Origin of the sequence: Bacillus sp. REN16, from assembly GCF_020731355.1 — a bacterium.
Lineage (GTDB): Bacteria > Bacillota > Bacilli > Bacillales > Bacillaceae_L > Ferdinandcohnia.
The window spans coordinates 1-20,749 of sequence record NZ_JAJFZK010000003.1 but is presented as its reverse complement, the minus strand read 5'-3'; the positions used below and the strand labels follow the sequence as shown (position 1 = coordinate 20,749).

General features: G+C 32.0%; 19 protein-coding genes. 18 read left to right on the top strand and 1 reads right to left on the bottom strand.

Annotation, left to right across the window (positions count from 1 at the left end; all coding sequences use genetic code 11):
- Positions 1–2: 2 nt before the first annotated feature.
- The 18 genes from LKW28_RS04070 to LKW28_RS03985 all read left to right on the top strand — a co-directional run bounded on the left by LKW28_RS04070 (position 3) and on the right by LKW28_RS03985 (position 19,286).
- A complete protein-coding gene (locus tag LKW28_RS04070) occupies positions 3–848 on the top strand; it encodes a hypothetical protein (protein WP_229139075.1) in 846 nt (281 codons plus the stop codon).
- Entirely contained in the window at positions 848–1,465 is a 618-nt protein-coding gene (locus tag LKW28_RS04065) for an NUDIX hydrolase (RefSeq protein ID WP_229139074.1), read from the top strand. The genes LKW28_RS04070 and LKW28_RS04065 overlap by 1 nt, the downstream gene beginning before the upstream one ends.
- Before the next feature lie 215 nt (positions 1,466–1,680).
- Positions 1,681–2,454: a hypothetical protein gene (locus LKW28_RS04060; RefSeq protein WP_229139073.1), complete on the top strand. Its 774-nt coding sequence runs from the start codon at positions 1,681–1,683 to the stop codon at positions 2,452–2,454.
- A 264-nt stretch (positions 2,455–2,718) separates the two neighbouring features.
- Positions 2,719–3,801, top strand: a complete 1,083-nt coding sequence (locus LKW28_RS04055; RefSeq protein WP_229139072.1) for a Gfo/Idh/MocA family protein — start codon at positions 2,719–2,721, stop codon at positions 3,799–3,801.
- A 228-nt stretch (positions 3,802–4,029) separates the two neighbouring features.
- Positions 4,030–4,770, top strand: coding sequence for a YveK family protein (locus LKW28_RS04050; protein ID WP_229139071.1), 741 nt, complete (start codon positions 4,030–4,032; stop codon positions 4,768–4,770).
- Positions 4,760–5,464 (top strand): CpsD/CapB family tyrosine-protein kinase, encoded by a 705-nt coding sequence (locus tag LKW28_RS04045; protein ID WP_324255004.1) that lies wholly within the window; start codon positions 4,760–4,762, stop codon positions 5,462–5,464. The genes LKW28_RS04050 and LKW28_RS04045 overlap by 11 nt, the downstream gene beginning before the upstream one ends.
- A 198-nt stretch (positions 5,465–5,662) precedes the next feature.
- Positions 5,663–6,430, top strand: a complete 768-nt coding sequence (locus tag LKW28_RS04040; RefSeq protein WP_229139070.1) for a tyrosine-protein phosphatase — start codon at positions 5,663–5,665, stop codon at positions 6,428–6,430.
- A gap of 73 nt (positions 6,431–6,503) precedes the next feature.
- Complete coding sequence (gene galU / locus LKW28_RS04035) at positions 6,504–7,388, top strand: UTP--glucose-1-phosphate uridylyltransferase GalU (protein ID WP_229139069.1); 885 nt, start codon at positions 6,504–6,506, stop codon at positions 7,386–7,388.
- Between the two features lie 24 nt (positions 7,389–7,412).
- The gene (locus tag LKW28_RS04030) at positions 7,413–8,078 is read left to right on the top strand and encodes an exopolysaccharide biosynthesis polyprenyl glycosylphosphotransferase (protein WP_420708807.1); all 666 of its coding nucleotides are present in this window, start codon (positions 7,413–7,415) and stop codon (positions 8,076–8,078) included.
- Between the two features lie 149 nt (positions 8,079–8,227).
- Positions 8,228–9,133: a glycosyltransferase family 2 protein gene (locus LKW28_RS04025; RefSeq protein ID WP_229139068.1), complete on the top strand. Its 906-nt coding sequence runs from the start codon at positions 8,228–8,230 to the stop codon at positions 9,131–9,133.
- A gap of 154 nt (positions 9,134–9,287) precedes the next feature.
- The gene (locus LKW28_RS04020; protein ID WP_229139067.1) at positions 9,288–10,415 is read left to right on the top strand and encodes a glycosyltransferase family 4 protein; all 1,128 of its coding nucleotides are present in this window, start codon (positions 9,288–9,290) and stop codon (positions 10,413–10,415) included.
- A 113-nt stretch (positions 10,416–10,528) separates the two neighbouring features.
- Positions 10,529–11,497: a glycosyltransferase gene (locus tag LKW28_RS04015; RefSeq protein ID WP_229139066.1), complete on the top strand. Its 969-nt coding sequence runs from the start codon at positions 10,529–10,531 to the stop codon at positions 11,495–11,497.
- A gap of 125 nt (positions 11,498–11,622) precedes the next feature.
- The gene (locus tag LKW28_RS04010) at positions 11,623–12,768 is read left to right on the top strand and encodes a glycosyltransferase family 2 protein (protein WP_229139065.1); all 1,146 of its coding nucleotides are present in this window, start codon (positions 11,623–11,625) and stop codon (positions 12,766–12,768) included.
- A gap of 567 nt (positions 12,769–13,335) precedes the next feature.
- A complete protein-coding gene (locus tag LKW28_RS04005; protein ID WP_229139064.1) occupies positions 13,336–14,211 on the top strand; it encodes an O-antigen ligase family protein in 876 nt (291 codons plus the stop codon).
- 16 nt (positions 14,212–14,227) lie between these two features.
- Positions 14,228–15,577 carry an oligosaccharide flippase family protein gene (locus tag LKW28_RS04000; protein ID WP_229139063.1) on the top strand — a complete coding sequence of 450 codons (1,350 nt, stop codon included), beginning with the start codon at positions 14,228–14,230 and terminating at the stop codon, positions 15,575–15,577.
- A 98-nt stretch (positions 15,578–15,675) separates the two neighbouring features.
- A complete protein-coding gene (gene galE / locus LKW28_RS03995; RefSeq protein WP_229139062.1) occupies positions 15,676–16,671 on the top strand; it encodes a UDP-glucose 4-epimerase GalE in 996 nt (331 codons plus the stop codon).
- A 238-nt stretch (positions 16,672–16,909) separates the two neighbouring features.
- Positions 16,910–18,280, top strand: a complete 1,371-nt coding sequence (locus LKW28_RS03990) for a UDP-glucose dehydrogenase family protein (RefSeq protein ID WP_229139061.1) — start codon at positions 16,910–16,912, stop codon at positions 18,278–18,280.
- The gene (locus LKW28_RS03985; RefSeq protein WP_229139060.1) at positions 18,261–19,286 is read left to right on the top strand and encodes an NAD-dependent epimerase/dehydratase family protein; all 1,026 of its coding nucleotides are present in this window, start codon (positions 18,261–18,263) and stop codon (positions 19,284–19,286) included. The genes LKW28_RS03990 and LKW28_RS03985 overlap by 20 nt, the downstream gene beginning before the upstream one ends.
- Positions 19,287–19,477: 191 nt before the next feature.
- On the opposite strand, the gene LKW28_RS03980 is transcribed toward LKW28_RS03985, so the two are convergent.
- On the bottom strand, positions 19,478–20,434 hold the full coding sequence (locus LKW28_RS03980; protein ID WP_229139059.1) for a LytR family transcriptional regulator: 957 nt from the start codon (positions 20,432–20,434) through the stop codon (positions 19,478–19,480).
- Positions 20,435–20,749 lie beyond the last annotated feature (315 nt).

Sequence of the window (20,749 nt, the reverse complement as noted above, 5' to 3'; positions counted from 1 at the left end):
AGATGGCTATAACAATGGTTGAATCACTATCAAAAGGAAAACTAGGAGACCCTTTGCTATGTGAGGATTTGTATGTATGTACGGAAGACTTTGTGGCTATCGTAGATGGTGCCACGAATGTATCTGGTAAAAAGATGAACGGTAAAACACCAGGAAGGCTAGCAGCAGAGATTGTGAAAGCAACAATTGAAACCTTACCAAGAGAAATCTCGTTGCAAGACATGGTCTCTACTATTAACGATAATCTCCAACATACCTATGAAGAAATAGGATTGAAAAAGGAAATTAAAAAGCATGCATGGATGGCACCTACCGCAAGCCTAATTGTATATAGTGACCATCATAAAGAAATATGGCAGATCGGTGATTGTCAATGCATGGTGGATGGCAAATTGTATAAAAATGATAAAATCATCGATGATATTACTGCTAATGCAAGATCGCTATACTTAGAGGCTGAAATAAAAAAAGGGAAAACAATCGATGAATTATTGGTGGATGACCCTGGTTGGAGGTTCATTCAGGAATTAATTCAACAGCAATATTATCTGCAAAATGATGTGGAAAACCAGTATGGCTTCGAAATCATTAATGGTTTCCCTGTTGATTTTTCTAAAGTAAAGATCATTGAAGTGTCTCCAACAACGGAGTATATCGTACTTGCATCTGACGGCTATCCATATGTAAAAGAAAGTCTTGTAGAGTCAGAAAGAATGCTGCAAGAAATATTAACAGAAGATCCTCTGTGTTTTAGAATCTATAAATCTGCAAAAGGATTAACGAAAGGGAATCTTTCCTTCGATGACCGCACATATATAAAATTCACTGTGAAAGAGAGGGAAAAATGATGAGTTTAAAGTGGTTAGAATGGGCGCAGCAAATTCAAGCAATTTCCCAATCAGGGTTAGCTTATTCAAAGGATGTATACGATATTGAACGATTTAAGGAATTACGGGAGCTAAGTGCGGAAATTGTTACAGAGTACTCAAATAAGAACCTGGATGAAGTCAAAAGAATTTTTATTAATGAAGAAGGCTATCAAACTCCCAAGGTTGATGTAAGGGCTGTTGTATTTAAAGAAGACAAAATTCTAATGGTCAAGGAAAAAAGTGACAATCGATGGACCTTGCCTGGCGGTTGGGCAGATATCGGAATATCACCTTCTCAAAATGCGGTAAAGGAAGTAGAAGAAGAATCAGGATACATAGTAAAACCCAAGAGGGTGCTCGCTGTTTTAGATCGAAACATGCATCCCCACACACCTAATATTTATCATAGCTATAAACTATTTATTGAATGCGAACTTATTGGTGGTGCGCCTAAAACTAGTGTAGAAACGTCGGATGTAGGATTTTTTTCAAGAGATTCCCTTCCAACCCTATCAATAGAACGAATTACGGAGGCTCAATTGCAGTGGGCGTTTGATTGTAGGAAGAAAGAGAATATAGAGGTTTTGTTTGATTGAAAATCAAAGAGGACGGTTTGAAGCAATGTGACTTCAAATCGTCCTTTTTTTAATCCTTTGTACATATAAATTCAAAGCTATAAAATACATACATTCAGATTTATTTATGTAAAGGAAAATAATCTCTAATTATGTAAAAAATAGATTTGTACGTTATAATAAGTTCAGAAAAATTTACAGGATTAAAAGACTATGAATCTATTGGAAGTGATGTTATGAAAGGATTACATATTTCATTAAAGGTAATAGCGATAATCGGGTTACTCTTCATTATTAGTTGGCCAAAGCAAGCATTTGGGGAAGGGAGAACTTCTTCTAGCAGTTATGTAATGGTACCGATGGTGATACATCTTGTAACACCACAACCGGATCCTAATCAGGGGGATCCACCAGAGCCAAAGCCAGACCCAAGTAAAAAGCCGGAACCAGAGCAAGAGCCACCACCTGAACAAAAACCAGAGCCAGATCCTGAACCAGAACCAAAGCCAGAATCGGAGCCTACTCCGACACCGAAACCAAATCCAACACCAGTCCCGAAGCCGACAACAGAACCGGAAGTGTCAAAAGAACCTGTAAAGGTACCGGAATCGGAATCAAAATCAGAATACCAAGAACCAAAACCTAGTTCAAAACCAAAATCACAGCCAAAACCTAATACTCCAAGAACTTATACGCCTGTGGAACCTGAAAAAACCAGGACTCCTAATTTACCAAACTCACCTGAGGCAATGGGTATAACTGAGGAAGAGCAACCCAAGGCTATGGAGGATGAAGAGGTAAAAGTGGAGAAAGGAGAAGGAAAGGAGGAAACTGTAATAGATGAAACTTCGACTGAGAACCAACAGGAAAAAACAAAAATTGCTTCTAAAGAAGTGAGTAGAGATATAAAACCGCCTTTTTATATAGAAAAAATTGTATTTTCATCATTGTTAGCACTTGGTGTGATAGGCGGGGGGATCTTCTGGGTGATCAGAAGAAAGAAGTCATGACAGAATTACATAATAAGTATTGAAAGCAAACTTTAAAATACCAAATCACTAAGTAATTTTTGGATTCTTGGATACACTATCCAATGAATCAAAGAACAACATTAAAAATGACTACTACCTACTAGTGACGTTGGATATCCTCATAAATATAATATCTCAAAGCTTTCCAGTTATTCATTTTTATAATAGAATAATGAAGGGGTTACAAATGAATTGTTAACCCGAACGATTCCAAGTACGTTTCTATTATTAAGGAGGATCATGATGAGTTTAAAATATGCATTAATTGGTTGTGGACGTATTTCACCAAACCATATCGCAGCTGCCCAAGAAAATGACCTAGAAATAGTTGCACTATGTGATGTACTTCCTGAAAACATGGAAGACAAAATGAACAAGTTTGAACTATCAAAATCAACAGCTTTATATACGGATTATAAAGAAATGCTCGAAAAGGAAAAACCTGAATTAGTAGCGATTTGTACGGAAAGTGGAAAGCATGCTGCAATAGCACTAGACTGTATTGAAGCTGGAGCAAACCTTATCATTGAAAAGCCAATTGCACTTTCACTAGAAGATGCGGATAAAATCATCCAAAAAGCAAAAGAGAAAAATGTAAAAGTAAGTGCATGCCACCAAAACCGATTTAACAAGTCTATTCAAAAAATTAGAGAAGCGGTAGAAGATGAGCGATTTGGACGTTTGCTACACGGTACAGCTCATATTCGCTGGAACCGTGGCGAAGACTACTATACGCAAGCACCATGGCGTGGAACATGGGAACAAGACGGTGGAGCATTAATGAACCAATGTATCCATAATATTGACTTGTTACGCTGGATGATGGGTGGAGAAATTGAAGAAGTTGTAGGCATGACTGACAACCTCAAGCATGGCTTTATCGAGGCGGAAGACCTTGGTATGGCATTAATCAAATTCTCAAATGGAAGCTACGGAATTGTTGAAGGAACAACTAATATCTTCCCAACAAACTTAGAAGAAACACTCTACATATTCGGTGATAAAGGAACGATAAAAGCCGGAGGAAAATCAGTTAATATCATTGAAGAATGGCATTTTGCTGACAACAAAGACAATCCTGATGAAGTAAAAGCAAAATATCAGGAAAATCCTCCAAGTGTATATGGATTCGGACATAATCCACTTTATACGGATGTTATAGACGCAATTAAAAATGATCGCGATCCTTACGTAACTGCAAAAGACGGAAGAGATGCTTTAGAACTAGTACTTGCAATATACAAGTCTGCTGCAGAAGGAAAAGGTGTAAAACTTCCATTAGAAAAGTGCAGTACTCTTGACTTCGAAGGAAGATTCGACAAATAATCAAAATAACCTTGAAAAGAGATAGTCCACTGGGCTATCTTTTTTTTCAGTACAATGAAAACCACGGATATTCTTATTGCGACGCATAACCAAAATATTTGACAATATTTTATCCCTAAGAACAAATGGAATATTTTTTTACCCTATTTTTGTAGATATTTGTAAAATGCTTGTATATAATTACTGATAGACTTTGAATATGCAACAAAAGAAAACAGGGGGATGAAAATGGAAGAAACAATTAGTTTACGAGAATTATTCCAGACGATTAAAAAGCGTCTTTTGCTCATTATAATGATTACCGCTGTTGCGGTTGCGACTGTTGGAGTGATCAGCTTTTTCTTTCTAACACCAGTCTACGAATCTTCTACTCAAATTCTAGTAAACCAAAAAACCTCGGATCAGCCGTATATGAATCAAAACGATATTAGAACAAATGTAGAATTAATTAACACGTATAACGAAATTATTAAAACACCCGCTATTTTAGATCTTGTGAAGGAAGAGCTTGATTTAACTGAACCACTGGGCGATTTAATCACCGTTGGAAGCTCAAACAACTCACAGGTAATGAAAATTACAGTTCAGCATACAGATCCACAGATGGCAGTAAACATTGCCAATAAAACAGCAAATGTGTTTAAAGAAGAAATTGTAAAGATTATGAATGTAGATAATGTAAGTGTACTATCACCAGCTGAGCTACCAGAAACTCCGGTACCAGTTAAACCAAATCCAATGCTTAACATGGCTATTGCTTTAGTAGTCGGCTTAATGGCAGGTGTGGGTCTTGCGTTCTTACTTGAATACCTGGACAACACAATAAAGACAGAACAAGATGTCGAAAAATTATTGGAACTTCCTGTATTAGGTGCGATTGCTCAAATTGACCTAGAGGACGAATCGAAAAAAGCAGCGGAATCAGGTAATAAACGAAACAGAGGAAGAGGTGATTCTCTTGGCGCGTAAAAAATCCAATCGTAAACAATTCCAGATGCAAAATCGTAGCTTGGTGACAATGCTAAATCCGAAATCACCTATATCGGAACAATACCGAACGATCCGTACAAACATTCAATTCTCGACAGTGGATGAAGAAATGCAATTAATCATGGTTACATCTTCTGGTCCCGGAGAAGGAAAATCAACGACAACAAATAATATTGCAATTGTATTTGCCCAGCAAGGTAAAAAAGTATTATTAGTAGACGCTGATTTACGAAAACCAACCGTCCATTACTCATTTCGACTTGAAAATCATGTTGGATTGACAAATGTATTAACGAAACAAAAGACATTAATAAATGTCATTCAACCAACAGAACAAGAGAATTTATTCGCTTTAACCTGCGGACCAATACCGCCAAATCCGGCAGAATTACTCGGTTCTAAGGCGATGGATCAATTTCTTACTGAAGTAAGAAGTCAATATGATATTGTAATTTTTGATACACCGCCAGTTTTGGTTGTCACTGATGCACAGGTTCTGGCAAATAAGACAGATGGTGTAGTGATGGTGGTAAGCAGCAACAAAACAGAAAATGATGCTGCATTAAAGGCAAAAGAAACATTAATGAATGCAAAGGCTAAACTATTAGGTGTGGTTTTGAACAACAAAAAGAGAACGGAAAGTCAATATTACTATTATTATGGTCAAAAGTGATCGTTTAAATTTTAACAAAAAGGGAATCTTGCACGAAAGGAAATATTTATATATGTAAATATTTCCTTTCTCTTTGTTCGGCACGATTCGACAAATTTCCCCCGTTTCTTTAAAATTTCTTATATGGTACTATTACGCTTGTAAGCATTTTGATAAAATAATTTGTCGAAAATGAAATGAAAGAGGGTGCGATTCATTATGATTGATATACATTGTCACATACTCCCATGGTTTGATGATGGGGCAAAAGACCTAGTTGAAACGATTGCAATGGCTAATAAGGCAGCTGAGGAAGGAATTACAAAGATCATCGCTACCCCTCATTATAAAAAAAGAGAATTTGAAAACTCAAAAGAGAAAATCCTACAGGCAGTTGAGAGTCTAAATAAAGAATTATCTCAACATAAAATTCCCCTAACTATTTTACCAGGACAAGAACCAAGAATATATGGAGAAATCCTACATGACTATAACAAAGGGGAAATCCTTACTTTAAATAATGGTGGGAAATACCTGTTTGTTGAGTTTCCTAGTGGACATGTGCCGAGATATGCAGAACAGTTACTGTTTGATATTCAGTTAAATGGATTAACTCCAATTATTGTTCATCCTGAACGGAATAGTGAAATAATGGAGAATCCTGATTTATTGTATAAGTTTGTGAAGAATGGAACTTGTTCACAAATTACATCTTCCAGTGTTACGGGTCACTTCGGTAAAAATATTAAAAAGTTTACAATGCAATTGGTTGAATCAAACCTAACTCATTTCGTTGCTTCTGATTCTCACGATTTATCATCAAGACCTTTTCGAATGAGAGAGGCATACAGTGAATTAGTTAAAGAGTTTGGAACGGGTGTTGAATATTTTTTTAAAGAAAATGCGGAAATGCTAATTGAAGGAAAAACAATTATTAAAGAAACACCTGAAAAAGTCAAGAAAAAGAGGCTATTTGGTATATTTTAAAGTTATAAAGAACATAAATTATGTGTTTACTAGTTTTATTTTTTGATCAGACATTACAAGGGGGACTTTACAGATGAAAAAAGTAAGAAAAGCAATCATTCCTGCAGCAGGATTAGGAACTAGATTTTTACCAGCAACTAAAGCAATGCCAAAGGAAATGCTACCTATCGTAGATAAACCTACAATTCAATATATAGTTGAAGAAGCAATTAAATCGGGAATTGAAGATATTATCATCGTAACTGGTAAGGGAAAACGTGCCATTGAAGATCATTTTGATAACTCCTTTGAACTCGAGCAAAATTTATTAGAAAAAAAGAAATTTGATTTACTAGAAAAGGTACAACAATCTTCTAGTGTTGATATACATTACATTCGTCAAAAAGAACCAAAAGGCCTTGGGCATGCTGTATGGTGTGCTAGAAAGTTCATTGGAGATGAGCCTTTTGCTGTATTATTAGGAGATGATATCGTACACGCCGAAACCCCTTGTTTGCGTCAACTCATGGATGAGTATGAAAATACCTTATCATCAGTGATCGGTGTGCAAACAGTACCAGAAAATGAAACACATCGGTATGGAATTATTGATCCATTGACAAATGAAGGTAGACGTTTTCAGGTGGATCGTTTTGTTGAAAAACCGAAGCAAGGAACAGCCCCATCAAATTTAGCTATTATGGGAAGATATATATTAACCCCAGAAATTTTTATGTTCTTAGAGCAGCAGGAAATTGGGGCTGGGGGAGAGGTTCAGTTAACTGATGCCATCCAAAAATTGAACGAGATACAACGTGTATTCGCGTATGATTTCGAGGGTAAACGATTTGATGTCGGGGAAAAAATCGGTTTTGTAAAGACTACTATTGAATTTGCATTACAGCATGAAGAATTAAAGAAAGAGTTATTGGTGTTTTTGGAAAATGTTTTAAAAGATTCTATTATTCAAAAGAAATAATTTAGTTTTTTGGGGGGGAGTATTGTGAAAAAAAGACAAAGCCATAACTTCTTTCGAGAGTATGCTGCAACCGGTTCTGATAATCAATCCATTATTTTTTCAAAAGATATATATTATTACATTATAATTAAACGATTTATGGATATTTTATTATCTATAATTGGACTTGTTATTACACTTCCATTATTGTTATCTATTTCATTATTAATAAAGATTGAAACACCAGGCCCTGTATTTTACCTGCAAGAAAGAGTTGGGAAAAATGGGAAGTATTTTAATGTGATTAAACTCCGTTCGATGAACGTTGACGCTGAAAGAAATGGTGCGCAGTGGGCGCATAAGAATGATCCAAGAGTAACAAAGATTGGTAGTTTTATTAGAAAAACTAGAATAGATGAATTGCCGCAACTTATTAATGTTATTAAGGGTGATATGAGTTTAATTGGGCCGAGACCGGAAAGACCTCTTTTCACTGCCCAGTTTAACGACGAAATACCCGGTTTTGTTAATAGACTATCTGTTAAACCCGGCGTTACAGGGTGGGCGCAAATAAATGGAGGTTATGATATTACTCCTAAAGAAAAATTAGAACTTGATTTATATTATATTGAAAATTGTTCAATAACCATGGATTTGAAAATTATTATAAGAACAGTTCAAGTGGTATTAACAGGTGAGGGTGCGAGATAATGTAAATTTATTGTTGATTTTAATTGCCATTACGGGAATGTGGGTTCAAGAACTTTAATTAAATTTTTTGATATATTAAAGTCTATATAGATTAAAAACTTAGTATTATCCTTTATTTTTGTGGACATGTTGTATCGAGGTGAATGTATTTGGATATAAAAATCAGTATAGTAATTCCAACATATAAACGAAGTGATTTTTTACTTAGGGCAATAGACTCACTGTTACATCAAACTTATTCGAATGTTGAAATTATTGTAATAGATGATAATGTTTCAAACTCTGAATTTAGATTATTAACCGAACAGAAGATGGAGAAATATAAAGATAATAAGAAAATTATTTATATCAAAAATAAAGAAAATCTTGGAGGGGCATTAGCTAGAAACGTGGGGATATATAAAGCAACAGGTGAATTTGTGACTTTTTTAGATGATGACGATATCTATCTTCCTAATAAAGTTGAAAATCAACTACAGTATATGATTAAAAACGAGCTTGACCTATCTTTTACAAATGTTAGGATTCATAATACGAATAATAAATTAGTAGATTTTAGGGAACACCCATATATTAAGAGTTTCTCTAATGATGAGCTTTTAAAACAACATATAATGCATCATTTAACACCCACTGCTACTTATATGTTTAAAAGAGAGGCATTAATAAGTATTGGTGGATTTGATGATGTAAAGGTTGGCCAAGAGTTTATGTTGATGTTAAAAGCAATTGAGTCGAATTTGAAAATTGGATATTTACCAGTGGCAGACATTATACAGTATATTCATCCCGGAGAAAGAATTTCTATTGGTCAAAACAAAATAGAAAAAGAAAAAGAACTTTTTGATTTCAAACAAAAATATATGAAGCAATTAACATTTAGACAAAGACAATACGTTAAATTTCGATATCATGCGGTTATGACGGTAGTAGGTAAACGAAGTAGAAAACCATTAGTTTCTATTAATCACTTAGTTAAAGCTGTAATTAGTTCTCCAATAGATTGTATTGAGGAATTTCTATATTTTTCAAAGAAATTAATAAAATATAAATAAGTGAATTAAATAACCTCAAAATAAAGAACATATTAATTGTACGTTTTAAAATTCTTATCAAAAAGAATGAAAAGATAATAAACTATTTTAAGTTAGTTTAATAAAAAAGAAATATTAAATAAATTACTTATTTATAATTAGATTGGAAGGTAATATGAAAATACTTAATATAAATTCTTATTATTTGAGTTCCTCTTTATACCAGCCGATGGAAGAAAACTTAAAAAGAACGGGTCTTAATCTAACAACATACGTTCCAATTCATTCTACTTATAAGGCGAGAAAAGAGATTTCATTCCCTCTCCCAGAACATGTATATGTGTCCAAGTGTTATAAAAAATATGAGAGGATTTTTTTTCATCTAAAACATACTAAAATAATTCGTGATTTTTTTATTAAATTTAAATTAGAAAATTACGATATATTACATGCACACTCTCTTTTTTCAAACGGTTATATTGCTTATCTTTCATATAAAAAATATAAAAAACCTTATATCGTAACTGTGAGAAGTACAGATATAAACGTTTTTTTTAAGAGAATGCTTAATTTAAGAAGATTAGGGTTAAATATTCTATTAAATGCCAATCAAGTGATATTTTTATCTGAAAGTCATAAAAATGAATGTTTTGAAAAATATATTCCATCTAAATATAAATCACAAATCTTAAAAAAGACGCTAATAATCCCAAATGGGATCGATAATTTTTGGTTTGAAAATAAGCCAGTAGAACCTATGGGAAATATTAAAACTGAGAAGGCAAAACTGATTTTTGTCGGAGACGATTCCAAAAGAAAAAACCTTAAAACACTTGTATCTGCCTGTGATTTTTTAGTAGGAAAAAAATATCAAATTGAGCTATATGTTGCAGGAAATATAAATGAAAAAACCAAAATGAACTTAGTTGAAAAAAAATATATAAATTTTTTGGGACATGTCAAAAAAGAGGAATTGTTACTATTGTATAGACAAAGTGATATTTTTGTACTTCCGTCAATAACTGAAACATTTGGACTTGTATATGCTGAGGCTATGTCTCAGGGATTACCAGTACTTTATACTAAAGAGCAAGGTTTTGACAATCAGTTTGATGATGGGGTAGTTGGGTACCCGGTTAATTGTATGGATCCAATTGATATTGCGGATAAAATTATTAAGGTTTTAGATAAATACAATGATTTTTACAAAAGAAATATACAACTTGTTAATAAGTTTAAATGGGAAAATATTGTAAAGATGTATGAGCAAATTTATAAAAATAGTAATTATAATAATTTATAAATTTTACAGAACTTAATTAATTGAAGATACAAAAAAATGAGTGCTTTTATCACATTAATATTAAAATTGATTTTTGTATTTTTGTTATTTTATCTTAGAAAGGAGGAATTTTTATGCCTTTTTTTAGCATAATTGTGCCGGTATATAACGTGGATAACTATTTAAGACAATGTATAGATAGTATAATCAGTCAATCATTTAATGACTACGAATTAATCTTAGTTGATGACGGATCAACAGATCAATCGCCAGCAATATGCGATGAATATGCAAACAATAATAATAAAATTCGTGTAATTCATAAGTTAAATGGTGGACTATCGGATGCAAGAAATGTAGGAATAAAAAATGCTACTGGGGAATTTATTATTTTTGTTGATAGTGATGATTACATTATATCAAATACCTTAAATAATTTTTATCTTATATTAAAAAATGATTATTATGCTGATGTATTGATCACTAGAATTATGAAAGTTTTTTCTGAAAATGAAATTAAATACATGGATTCGGAATTTCCAATTGACAAGTTCAAAAATGGTAATAAAGAGGATGTAATATCATGGATTTTTCGCAAATCACAAATTGCATGGCCTTCTGTTAGGTATATTGTAAGACGTACATTTATAAAAAATAACAATTTAAATTTTAAAAAAGGCTATTTACATGAGGATATTGATTGGACTAGTAAATTATTCTTATACGCAGATAAATTTACAGTTTCAGATTATTTTTGGTATTCACATAGAATGGAAAGAGTCGGGGCGATTACGTCCAATAAGAGTGGTAAAAGGGTTTTAGATGTGATCGACATTGTTCAAGAAAATATCAATAATCCTAATTATTTACACTTAGATAATAATTCTCGAACAATTATATTTGAGAGATTAGTATTATCTATATTTTATATGCTAAAAAGCTATAAATATTTAAGGAAAGAAGAAAAACTTAAAATAGAAGAAAAACTTAAAGGGAATTTAGAGATATTTAAATATACAAGTTCTAGAAAACATAAATGCTTTTTATATTTTTGTAAATTTTTTGGTTTTAAATTAGGTTTAAATGTATTACGTCTTTTTTAACTAATAATTTAATCCAATTATTTTTGAACAGGTATAAACTTTGCACTGAATTGTTATGTTTTTTAACACCAACAATTTAATTTATCTAAAATAAGCAATAAATAAATTAAATAGGGGTTTAGAATATGAAAATTTTTAAAAAGATATTCAATAAAATGCCTCTTCGTTTCAAAATATATTGTAGGGAACGTAAAGGCTGTAAAAATCCAATAAAATTACTATTATTAAACAGGAAGTTTAAAAAAGTATATTTATCATTTAGGAACAATGAACAAAAAGGATTAGAAATAGTTAATGGCGTAGATTCATGGTATTGGTCCTTTATAAAATTTATTAGAGCTCAACCTTCTGAAAGTGAAGTTGCTTTTGAATTTTTTCTAAATAAAATAAAAATATTTAATTTGTCTATTGGTGTCAGCAATAATTCGAAAGTAATACTTGTGTGTGTTGTTAAAAATGATTTGTTAAAGATAGAAAAATTAATTGAGCACCATAGAAAATTAGGGGTAAAGCATTTTGCGATTCTTGATAATGGTTCTAATGATGGAACGTTAGAATGGCTAGCAGTCCAAAAAGATGTAGATCTTTTTAGTGTTGAGGATAAATACACAACCAATAGAAGAGAAGCTTGGATCAATAGATTGATTGCTTATTATGGATTAAATAGATGGTATCTTATTGTAGATTCAGATGAATTATTAGCATATTATAATATGGAAAACAAAGAAATAAATGCTTTTATAGATTATTGTGAAAAAAATTCAATAAATAGAGTAAGAGCAGTAATGATTGACATGTATGCTTCGGATGCATTTTACAAGTCTAATAAAGATGATGAATTTATAGAAAATTGTAGGTATTTTGATTTAGATACCTATGAATATATCAAGCGAGATTCTTTGGATTTGATTACAGGTGGCCCTAGAGGAAGATTGTTTAATCAAAATCCTTGGTTAACAAAATATCCATTATGTTATTTTCAAGAAGGGGATATTCAAGGTAAATCCCATTATTTATTTCCTTATATAAAAAATAAAAATACAAATTGTATAACAGCACTTCTACATTATAAATTTTTACCAAGAGATATAAATAAATATAGAAAAATTGCATTAGAAGGTAATTATTTTAATGGAAGCATTCAATATAAGAATTATATAAAACATATTGAAAAAAATGATGGACTTTCATTTATTAATGAACAAACAAAAGAATATACCGATACAGATTCTCTTTTTAGTATTCCAATATTAGAAAAAGTAAATTTATAATCTAAAAGGATTAATAATAAATTAATTTCATTTTAATAAACCTATGGATCTCCATTTTTATGGTTTGGAAAATTTGTGATAACTTTTAATGCAAAAAAGCACAAAAATAGTAGCTTATAAAGCAATAATAATTTATATCCAGAAATTTTGGGATGCAAAATATTATTGGTATTATAGTAACATTAATATTTTATACAAGTAAGGATAGGTAAAATGAATCCAATTAAAAATAGGTTATCCAAATTTCTAATAATATATATAGGTGTTTTTATAATTCCTTTTCAATTCTTTTTTAACCCTTTATTTTTTAGTTTAATGTTAATTGTGGTATCGACAGTTAGTTTGATTGTTTTCGTAAGAAAAGACAGCTTTATTCCAATAACTGTCTTTAATGTTTCTTATTTCCTTTTAATTTTGTCTGGTATAATTAGCTTAGTTTATACCCGGGATTCAGTATCAACTGAAACTATATTGTTACAAATAATTCCTTATTACTTTTATTGTTTCATTTTGACTTGGTTTATCTTAAATACCCCATCCGAATCATATGGGAGAATTGTAACTGTTTTGAAAACTTTTTTAGTTAGTACAATAATTCTTGCAATATATGTATTAATTAATGAATTAATGAATGGATTTAACCAATATACCAGAATAGGGTCACTATTATTTGGTAACCAGTACACGATGTTTACGTATTATTTAATGATTAGTTTATGTATTGCGACATGGCTCTTTTTTAAAGAAATTAGAAAAACTTTGAAAGTTATTTTATTGTTTATAATAGTATTTCTTTATTTTATAAGTGTTTTTACAGCTATTCGAAAAGCCATTATCATTCCAATAATTTTTTGGATCGGATATGTTTTCATGATATCAGTAAATAGGAAAAAGGTGATTAGTGGTTTTTTAAAAATAACAATGGGTATATGTATGGTAATTATAGCGTATCCAATACTAATGAATAATGAATATTTTGCTTCAACAGTAGGAAGAAGAATGCAAGGGTTTATAGCAGGGTTGCAAGGAACTGGTGAAGCCGACAATTCTTTCAATGAGAGACAAATACTAGTAAAGGCAGCCTTAGAGTGTTTTAAATCATACCCCTTCTTTGGCTACGGATTTGGGGCTTTCAGGGATTTTGCAGATAAAACAGTTGGGATTAGACTATATGCTCATAATAATTATCTGGAGCTACTTGCTTCCACCGGGTCTATAGGTTTTAGTATTTATTACGGTGGATTGTTACTAATTTTAAGAAAATTATTTAAACGTTTTAAAGAATTTAAGGATCCACTATTCGCTTTAGGTTTTATATTTATAATTTCATTACTTATAAATGATTTTGCGGTTGTAAGTTATCTAAGTCTTCCATATATGGTTTTAATATCCGTCATCTCATGTTTATGTGTAATTAATTTAAAAAATATAAGAAAACTTTAAGTTAGGTGGACTTTATGTGGATTTGAAAAAAATATCCTTATCAAGGAATATAAAAAATGTAGGAAAAATTTCATTTGGTACGATTTTGGGACAGGTTATTTCAATTGTTACATTGCCCATTTTCACAAGGATTTATGGACCGGCCGTAATTGGAAATTGGGCACTATTTTATTCCTTAGCAATTATTGTAAGATCATTTTCAGATTTAGGACTTACAAATGCAATTATGATGGAAAAGAGTGAACAACTCGCTAGGAATCTATACAAAGTGGTTTCAACACTTAGCATAATCATAAGCTTAATAATTGGAATATGTCTTTATAATGGGTTATTTTTATCGGGCTTAGGCTTTAATCAAATATTTCTAGCTGTAATGCTAACTGTACTTTTTTTTACATTGCAGCAAATACAAATATCTTACACCTGGTTAAATAGAAAAAAGCAATATAATGTACTAATGAAAAACCCTATATTAAATAATACAGTAGTGACAATTTTCGCATTATTCTTCGGTCTATGTGGTTATATAGAATATGGGTATTATATAAGTTTAATTTTAGGTCAGATTGTCACCCTATTCCATATGAAAAGGTTTTTGCCTAAAGGCTTTTTTTGTTTTGAAATAAGTGAGTATAAAGATTTCTTTAAAAGGCATCGACAATTTGTGTTTTATCAAATGCCATCAAATATTATTATGCAATTTAAAGGACAACTACCGACTATATTTATAAGTATGTTTTTTGGTTCTTCAATGCTAGGGTACTATTCTGTTGCAATGAGGGTTCTGGGGATGCCTATAACTTTATTAGCAAACTCTATTGGGAAAGTTTTCTTCCAGAGTGCATCTGAAATTAAAAGAAGGGGAGAACAAGTTGGTGAGTTTACCTTAAGAATCCAAAAAAAGGCAATGAAATTCTCATTATTACCAATGGTTCTATTATTGTGCATTGGTGATGTAGTAGTTATGATTCTTTTTGGTGCTGAGTTTAAAATCAGTGGAAATATTTTAAGAATAATGACTCTTTATGGATTTTTTCTGTTTCTATCCATGTCTGTAAATGGTATTGCTACGGTTATAGATAAACAGCAATATTTAATGGTTTCTGGGATTTTTCAGATAGTAGGAATTTCATTTGGATTTTGGGTGGGGGCAAGTATATTTAATAATATATATATAAGTATATTTGCATTTTGTTTAGTATTTGTAATAATCCAAATAATTTACTTTTGTACTATTTTTAAGCAAACTAATATTAAAATCAACAGATATTTAATCCCCCTAATTTTTTCGCTTATAATCTTGTTATTATCGTATTCCCTTATTAGACTACTCTTAATGATTTTAGGTATTGTCAATACAATGTAGTTATGCTCGATTATTGATTGATAAAAATAACTACTTTTTGAATAAAAATGCATAAATATTAGATGTTTAAAATTTTTAAGTTGGGGAGAGTAAAAAATATGAATATACTTGTTACCGGTGGAGCTGGTTATATTGGCTCACATACATGTATTTCCTTAATTAACGCTGGATATTCTGTGATCATTGCTGATAATTTATGTAATAGCAGCAGGGAAACGATACAAAAAATTATGAGAATTACAGATAAACAGATAACCTTTTATGAGATTGACGTAACTAACTCTGCACAAGTCGATAAAATTTTTAGTAAACATGATATAAATGGTGTTATACATTTTGCTGGCCTAAAAGCTGTGGGAGAGTCTGTTAAAAAGCCATACGATTATTATTATAATAATATTATAAGTACATTAATTATGGCAAATACTTGTCAAAAACACGGTGTAACAAGATTTGTCTTTAGTTCGTCTGCTACTGTTTATGGTGATAATACTGTTCCATTTGTAGAAACTATGGATCTACTCCCAACTACTAATCCATACGGCGAAACAAAAGCCATGAGTGAGAGAATATTAACTGATATTGCAAAGGCTAACACAAACTTTTCAGTATCATTACTTAGATATTTCAATCCTGTAGGAGCGCATGAAAGTGGTTTAATTGGTGAGTCGCCGAATGGCATTCCAAATAACCTTATGCCATATATTACTCAAGTGGCTAATAGAAAATTGGATAAATTAAGGGTGTTCGGAAACGATTATCCAACTAATGATGGTACTGGTGTACGTGATTATATACACGTAATGGATTTAGCAGAAGGTCACGTAGCAGCTTTAGAAAATCTTAAAGATGATGTGAATATCTATAATTTAGGAACAGGACAAGGAACGAGTGTTTTAGAATTGATTGAAACATTTGAGACTGCAAACGGCATTAAAATACCCTATGAATTTGTAGAGCGTCGACCCGGCGATATCGCATTATGCTATGCAGATGCTTCAAAAGCAAGAAAAGAACTAGGTTGGACAGCGAAACGTAATTTATTCTCTATGTGTCGAGATGCATGGAATTTTGAGAAGAATTTGTTTGAGTAGCAAGTAATATCTTTTTATTGAAATACTATTAACACTTGTTAGTTAACTTCAAAATTAATATTAATGAGACAGTAAAGATTATTTCTCACTTTTTTATTACAAATCATGTTGATGTTCTGGTAATACTTACTTCTTTTTAGTAAGGTAAATGGGATGTATTATAAAAATAGATTATATTAATCATATTTAAATGGAATTTTTTATAAATTAAACACAAATTTAATAGGATGGTGTGATTATGTATAAAATTGCTGTAGCAGGCACAGGATATGTTGGCTTAGTCGCAGGTGTATGTTTTTCAGAAAAAGGGCATCAAGTAACTTGTGTTGATATTGATGATAAAAAAGTGGAACTAATGAGATCCGGTGTTTCACCTATCTATGAAGCAGGACTGGAAGAGCTAATGCAAAAGAATAATGAAACTGGGAGACTTTCATATACAACTGATTATAAGACTGCATATAAAGACGCTGATGCGATTTTTATTGGTGTAGGTACCCCTGAACAACCCGACGGTTCAGCGAATCTTTCTTATATCGCGACTGTTGCTAGACAAATTGCAGAATCAGTAGAAAAAGACTGTCTCGTTGTTGTAAAATCTACAGTCCCAGTTGGAACAAATGATAAGGTAGAACAGTTTATTCAAGATTTTTTAGTTAATGATGTAAGAGTTGAAGTTGCATCAAACCCTGAATTTTTAGCACAAGGATCCGCTGTTCGTGATACTCTACAAGCGGAAAGAATTATTATTGGTACTGAAAGTAAATGGGCCGAAGAATTGCTAATAAATATTTATGAACCATTTCATTTACCAATTGTGCCAGTAAGTAGAAGATCTGCGGAAATGATTAAATATGCATCAAATGATTTCCTTGCTCTTAAAATATCTTATATGAATGATATTGCTAATCTATGTGAATTGGTTGGAGCAGATATTCAAGACGTGGCAAAAGGCATGAGTTTTGATGCACGCATTGGTAACAAATTCTTAAATGCTGGTATTGGATTTGGGGGGTCTTGTTTTCCAAAAGATACAAAAGCATTAGAAAATATTGCAAAACAGAACGGATATGAATTAAAGACAGTTAAAGCAGCTATTGATGTAAACAAAGAACAGAAAACAGTGCTTTTTAAGAAAGCAAGTAAGAGATTAATAACCTTCAGTGGACTTAAGGTTGCAGTTTTAGGTTTAACCTTTAAACCCGGAACCGATGATTTAAGGGAAGCAGCTTCACTTGAAAATGTACCTTTATTATTGGAAAAAGGAGCAGATATATATGCATACGACCCTGTAGGAGCATTCAATTTTGCCAAGGTGTATCCAGAAGGCAAAAATAGACGTGGTTCTATTACTTATGCAGCCAATATGGACGAAGCATTAGAAGGTGCAAATGTCTGTTTTATCTTTACAGAGTGGGGAGAAATTAAGGCTGTAACTCCTGACAGATTTGAAAAGTTAATGAGAACTCCATTAGTATATGATGGAAGAAATATATACAATGTTGAAGATATGGAACAAGCTGGAGTAGAATATCATTCTATTGGTAGAAAAGCTACTAGCAGAGAAGGATTGAAGGAGTCGAAGAATCTTGAATTACAACACTCTTGATAAGAGTAAGACCTATCTTATTACTGGTGCAGCTGGATTTATTGGTTTCTTCCTTTCCAGAAACTTACTAGAACAAGGATGTAAAGTAATTGGAGTAGACAATATTAATGACTACTATGAAATAAATCTAAAATATACACGTTTAGGTCTACTTGAACCTTATGAAAATTTTACTTTTATTAAAGGCGATATTTCTGATAAGGAAAAGGTAATGGAGCTTTTTGAAAAGCACATGCCAAATATTGTAATAAATCTTGCTGCACAAGCTGGAGTACGCTATTCAATCGAAAATCCAGATGTGTATATTCAAAGCAATATTATTGGTTTCTATAATATCCTTGAAGCATGTAGATATTACCCTGTGAATCACCTTGTATATGCATCTTCAAGTTCTGTTTATGGAGCAAATAAAAAGGTTCCTTTTGAGGAAACTGATTTTGTGGACAACCCTGTATCATTATATGCATCCACAAAGAAATCAAATGAATTGATGGCACATACTTATAGCCATCTTTATAAAATACCAGCAACTGGACTCCGCTTCTTTACAGTTTATGGTCCAATGGGACGTCCAGACATGGCATACTTTGGATTTGCGGATAAATATTTTGCAGGAGAACCAATAAGGATTTTTAATAATGGTGATTTTGAAAATGACCTTTATAGAGATTTTACCTATATTGACGATATTGTCGAAGGCATTGCTCGCTTATTAAGTAATCCTCCAGAAGGTGAAGTTCAACATAAGGTATTTAACATTGGAAACAATAATCCGGAGAAATTAATGGTGTTTATCGAAACACTAGAGAAGTGTTTAAGTAACTCACTAGGAAGAGAGGTACAGTTTGAAAAGATTTTCGAACCTATTAAACCAGGCGACGTGCCTGCAACCTTTGCTTCCACTAAGCAATTACAACAATCGGTTGGATTCAAACCTGAAACAACAATTGAAGAAGGTTTGCAGCAGTTTGCTGATTGGTATGTAAAATATTATGATGTAAAATAATATTTATATGCTTTGGGTTTTAGGGTCTTGGAGAAGTTTGAAACTCCTACACCTTTTGCACTTGAAGATGGCTTCAAATGGTTGTGAATATAATATTTCTATATTATATATTATAAATATGAAAAGCTTTGATAGATTTTTATCAATAAAAGGCCCGATGAGCAATTACTCATCGAGCCTTTTCTATAAGGTTATTTTTTTGTTACTGTTTCACTTACAAGTAAATGTTCTTTTAACATGGATGATAGAGAAGATCGCTCGCTGTCAGGAACGATGTAATAATAGATACCATCTATCTTTGTGCCGCTGCCCTTTACCATAGATTGTTCTAGGCTATGGCGTGCTTCTTTATAGTTTTTTTGAATATCAACCATTTGGTCAAATGTCAGGTTGGTTTGAATGTTCTTTCCGATCGCGCCTAATATATTCTTGAAATTTGTTAAACTAGAGAAGCTTGCACCTTTATTAATGACAGCCATCATAATTTGTCTTTGTCGGTCTTGGCGTCCAAAATCACCCCGAGGATCTTCATAACGCATTCTAGCGTATGCTAATGCTTGTGCACCATTTAAATAAACTTGTCCTTTACTAAAAGTGTAACCACCGGAACTAAACTCAAAGCTGTTATTTACAGTTACTCCACCAACTGCATCAACAATATCTTTAAAACTCTCCATATTTACCTGAACATAGTAATCAATTGGGATATCTAAAAAGTTTTCAACAGTATCAATTGCCATTTCAGGGCCACCAAATGCATAAGCATGGTTGATTTTATCCTGGAATCCTTTTCCGACAATTTCAGTTCTGGTATCCCTAGGGATACTTACCATTTTCATTGATTTATCATTAGGGTTAACAGTTAAAACGATTAGTGAATCAGATCGGCCTCTGTCACCTGCGCGGGCGTCTACCCCCATTAACAGGACAGAAATTGGATCATGTTTTTCAAAAACTACTTCCTCCGTACGTTTTTCGGACTTTTCACGATCAATTGGCTTGTGCATCGTCTCAGCTGTTTTCTCTACTGAATTATATAGGTAATATGCATAACCACCAGCACCTAGAATTAAAACAATAAATATACTAAGAACAGAGATAAGTATTTTCTTTCCAATACTCATCTTCTTTTTATGTCGATTCTCCATATCCTTCTCCCTTTTTGTCTAAAATTGTCAGTAACTATATGAATTATAATCTTGTTTTGCAGCAATAACAATAGAAATAATATGGTATTTGTATCAATAACGGCCTGTTGTTTTGTATACTAAAGCATTTCTAAAATAACATTAGTGATTTACGGGATATCATAACATTTCTCAGAATTTCCTCCATTATTCCTTCACATAAAAGACTTCATGGAAGGGTTTGTGATAGTTTCTACAATGAATATTGATGTTATTGCTATCCCATAATGACTGAAAGTTGACGGTATTGCCTGTCCAGAATTTGACGAGTATAAT

Bases quoted from the DNA above. Each gene is read 5' to 3' on its own strand.
- LKW28_RS04070 (WP_229139075.1), top strand. From the start codon at position 3: ATGGCTATAACAATGGTTGAATCACTATCAAAAGGAAAACTAGGAGAC.
- LKW28_RS04065 (WP_229139074.1), top strand. From the start codon at position 848: ATGAGTTTAAAGTGGTTAGAATGGGCGCAGCAAATTCAAGCAATTTCC.
- LKW28_RS04060 (WP_229139073.1), top strand. From the start codon at position 1,681: ATGAAAGGATTACATATTTCATTAAAGGTAATAGCGATAATCGGGTTA.
- LKW28_RS04055 (WP_229139072.1), top strand. From the start codon at position 2,719: ATGAGTTTAAAATATGCATTAATTGGTTGTGGACGTATTTCACCAAAC.
- LKW28_RS04050 (WP_229139071.1), top strand. From the start codon at position 4,030: ATGGAAGAAACAATTAGTTTACGAGAATTATTCCAGACGATTAAAAAG.
- LKW28_RS04040 (WP_229139070.1), top strand. From the start codon at position 5,663: ATGATTGATATACATTGTCACATACTCCCATGGTTTGATGATGGGGCA.
- galU (WP_229139069.1), top strand. From the start codon at position 6,504: ATGAAAAAAGTAAGAAAAGCAATCATTCCTGCAGCAGGATTAGGAACT.
- LKW28_RS04020 (WP_229139067.1), top strand. From the start codon at position 9,288: ATGAAAATACTTAATATAAATTCTTATTATTTGAGTTCCTCTTTATAC.
- LKW28_RS04015 (WP_229139066.1), top strand. From the start codon at position 10,529: ATGCCTTTTTTTAGCATAATTGTGCCGGTATATAACGTGGATAACTAT.
- LKW28_RS04010 (WP_229139065.1), top strand. From the start codon at position 11,623: ATGAAAATTTTTAAAAAGATATTCAATAAAATGCCTCTTCGTTTCAAA.
- galE (WP_229139062.1), top strand. From the start codon at position 15,676: ATGAATATACTTGTTACCGGTGGAGCTGGTTATATTGGCTCACATACA.
- LKW28_RS03990 (WP_229139061.1), top strand. From the start codon at position 16,910: ATGTATAAAATTGCTGTAGCAGGCACAGGATATGTTGGCTTAGTCGCA.
- LKW28_RS03980 (WP_229139059.1), bottom strand. From the start codon at position 20,434: ATGGAGAATCGACATAAAAAGAAGATGAGTATTGGAAAGAAAATACTT.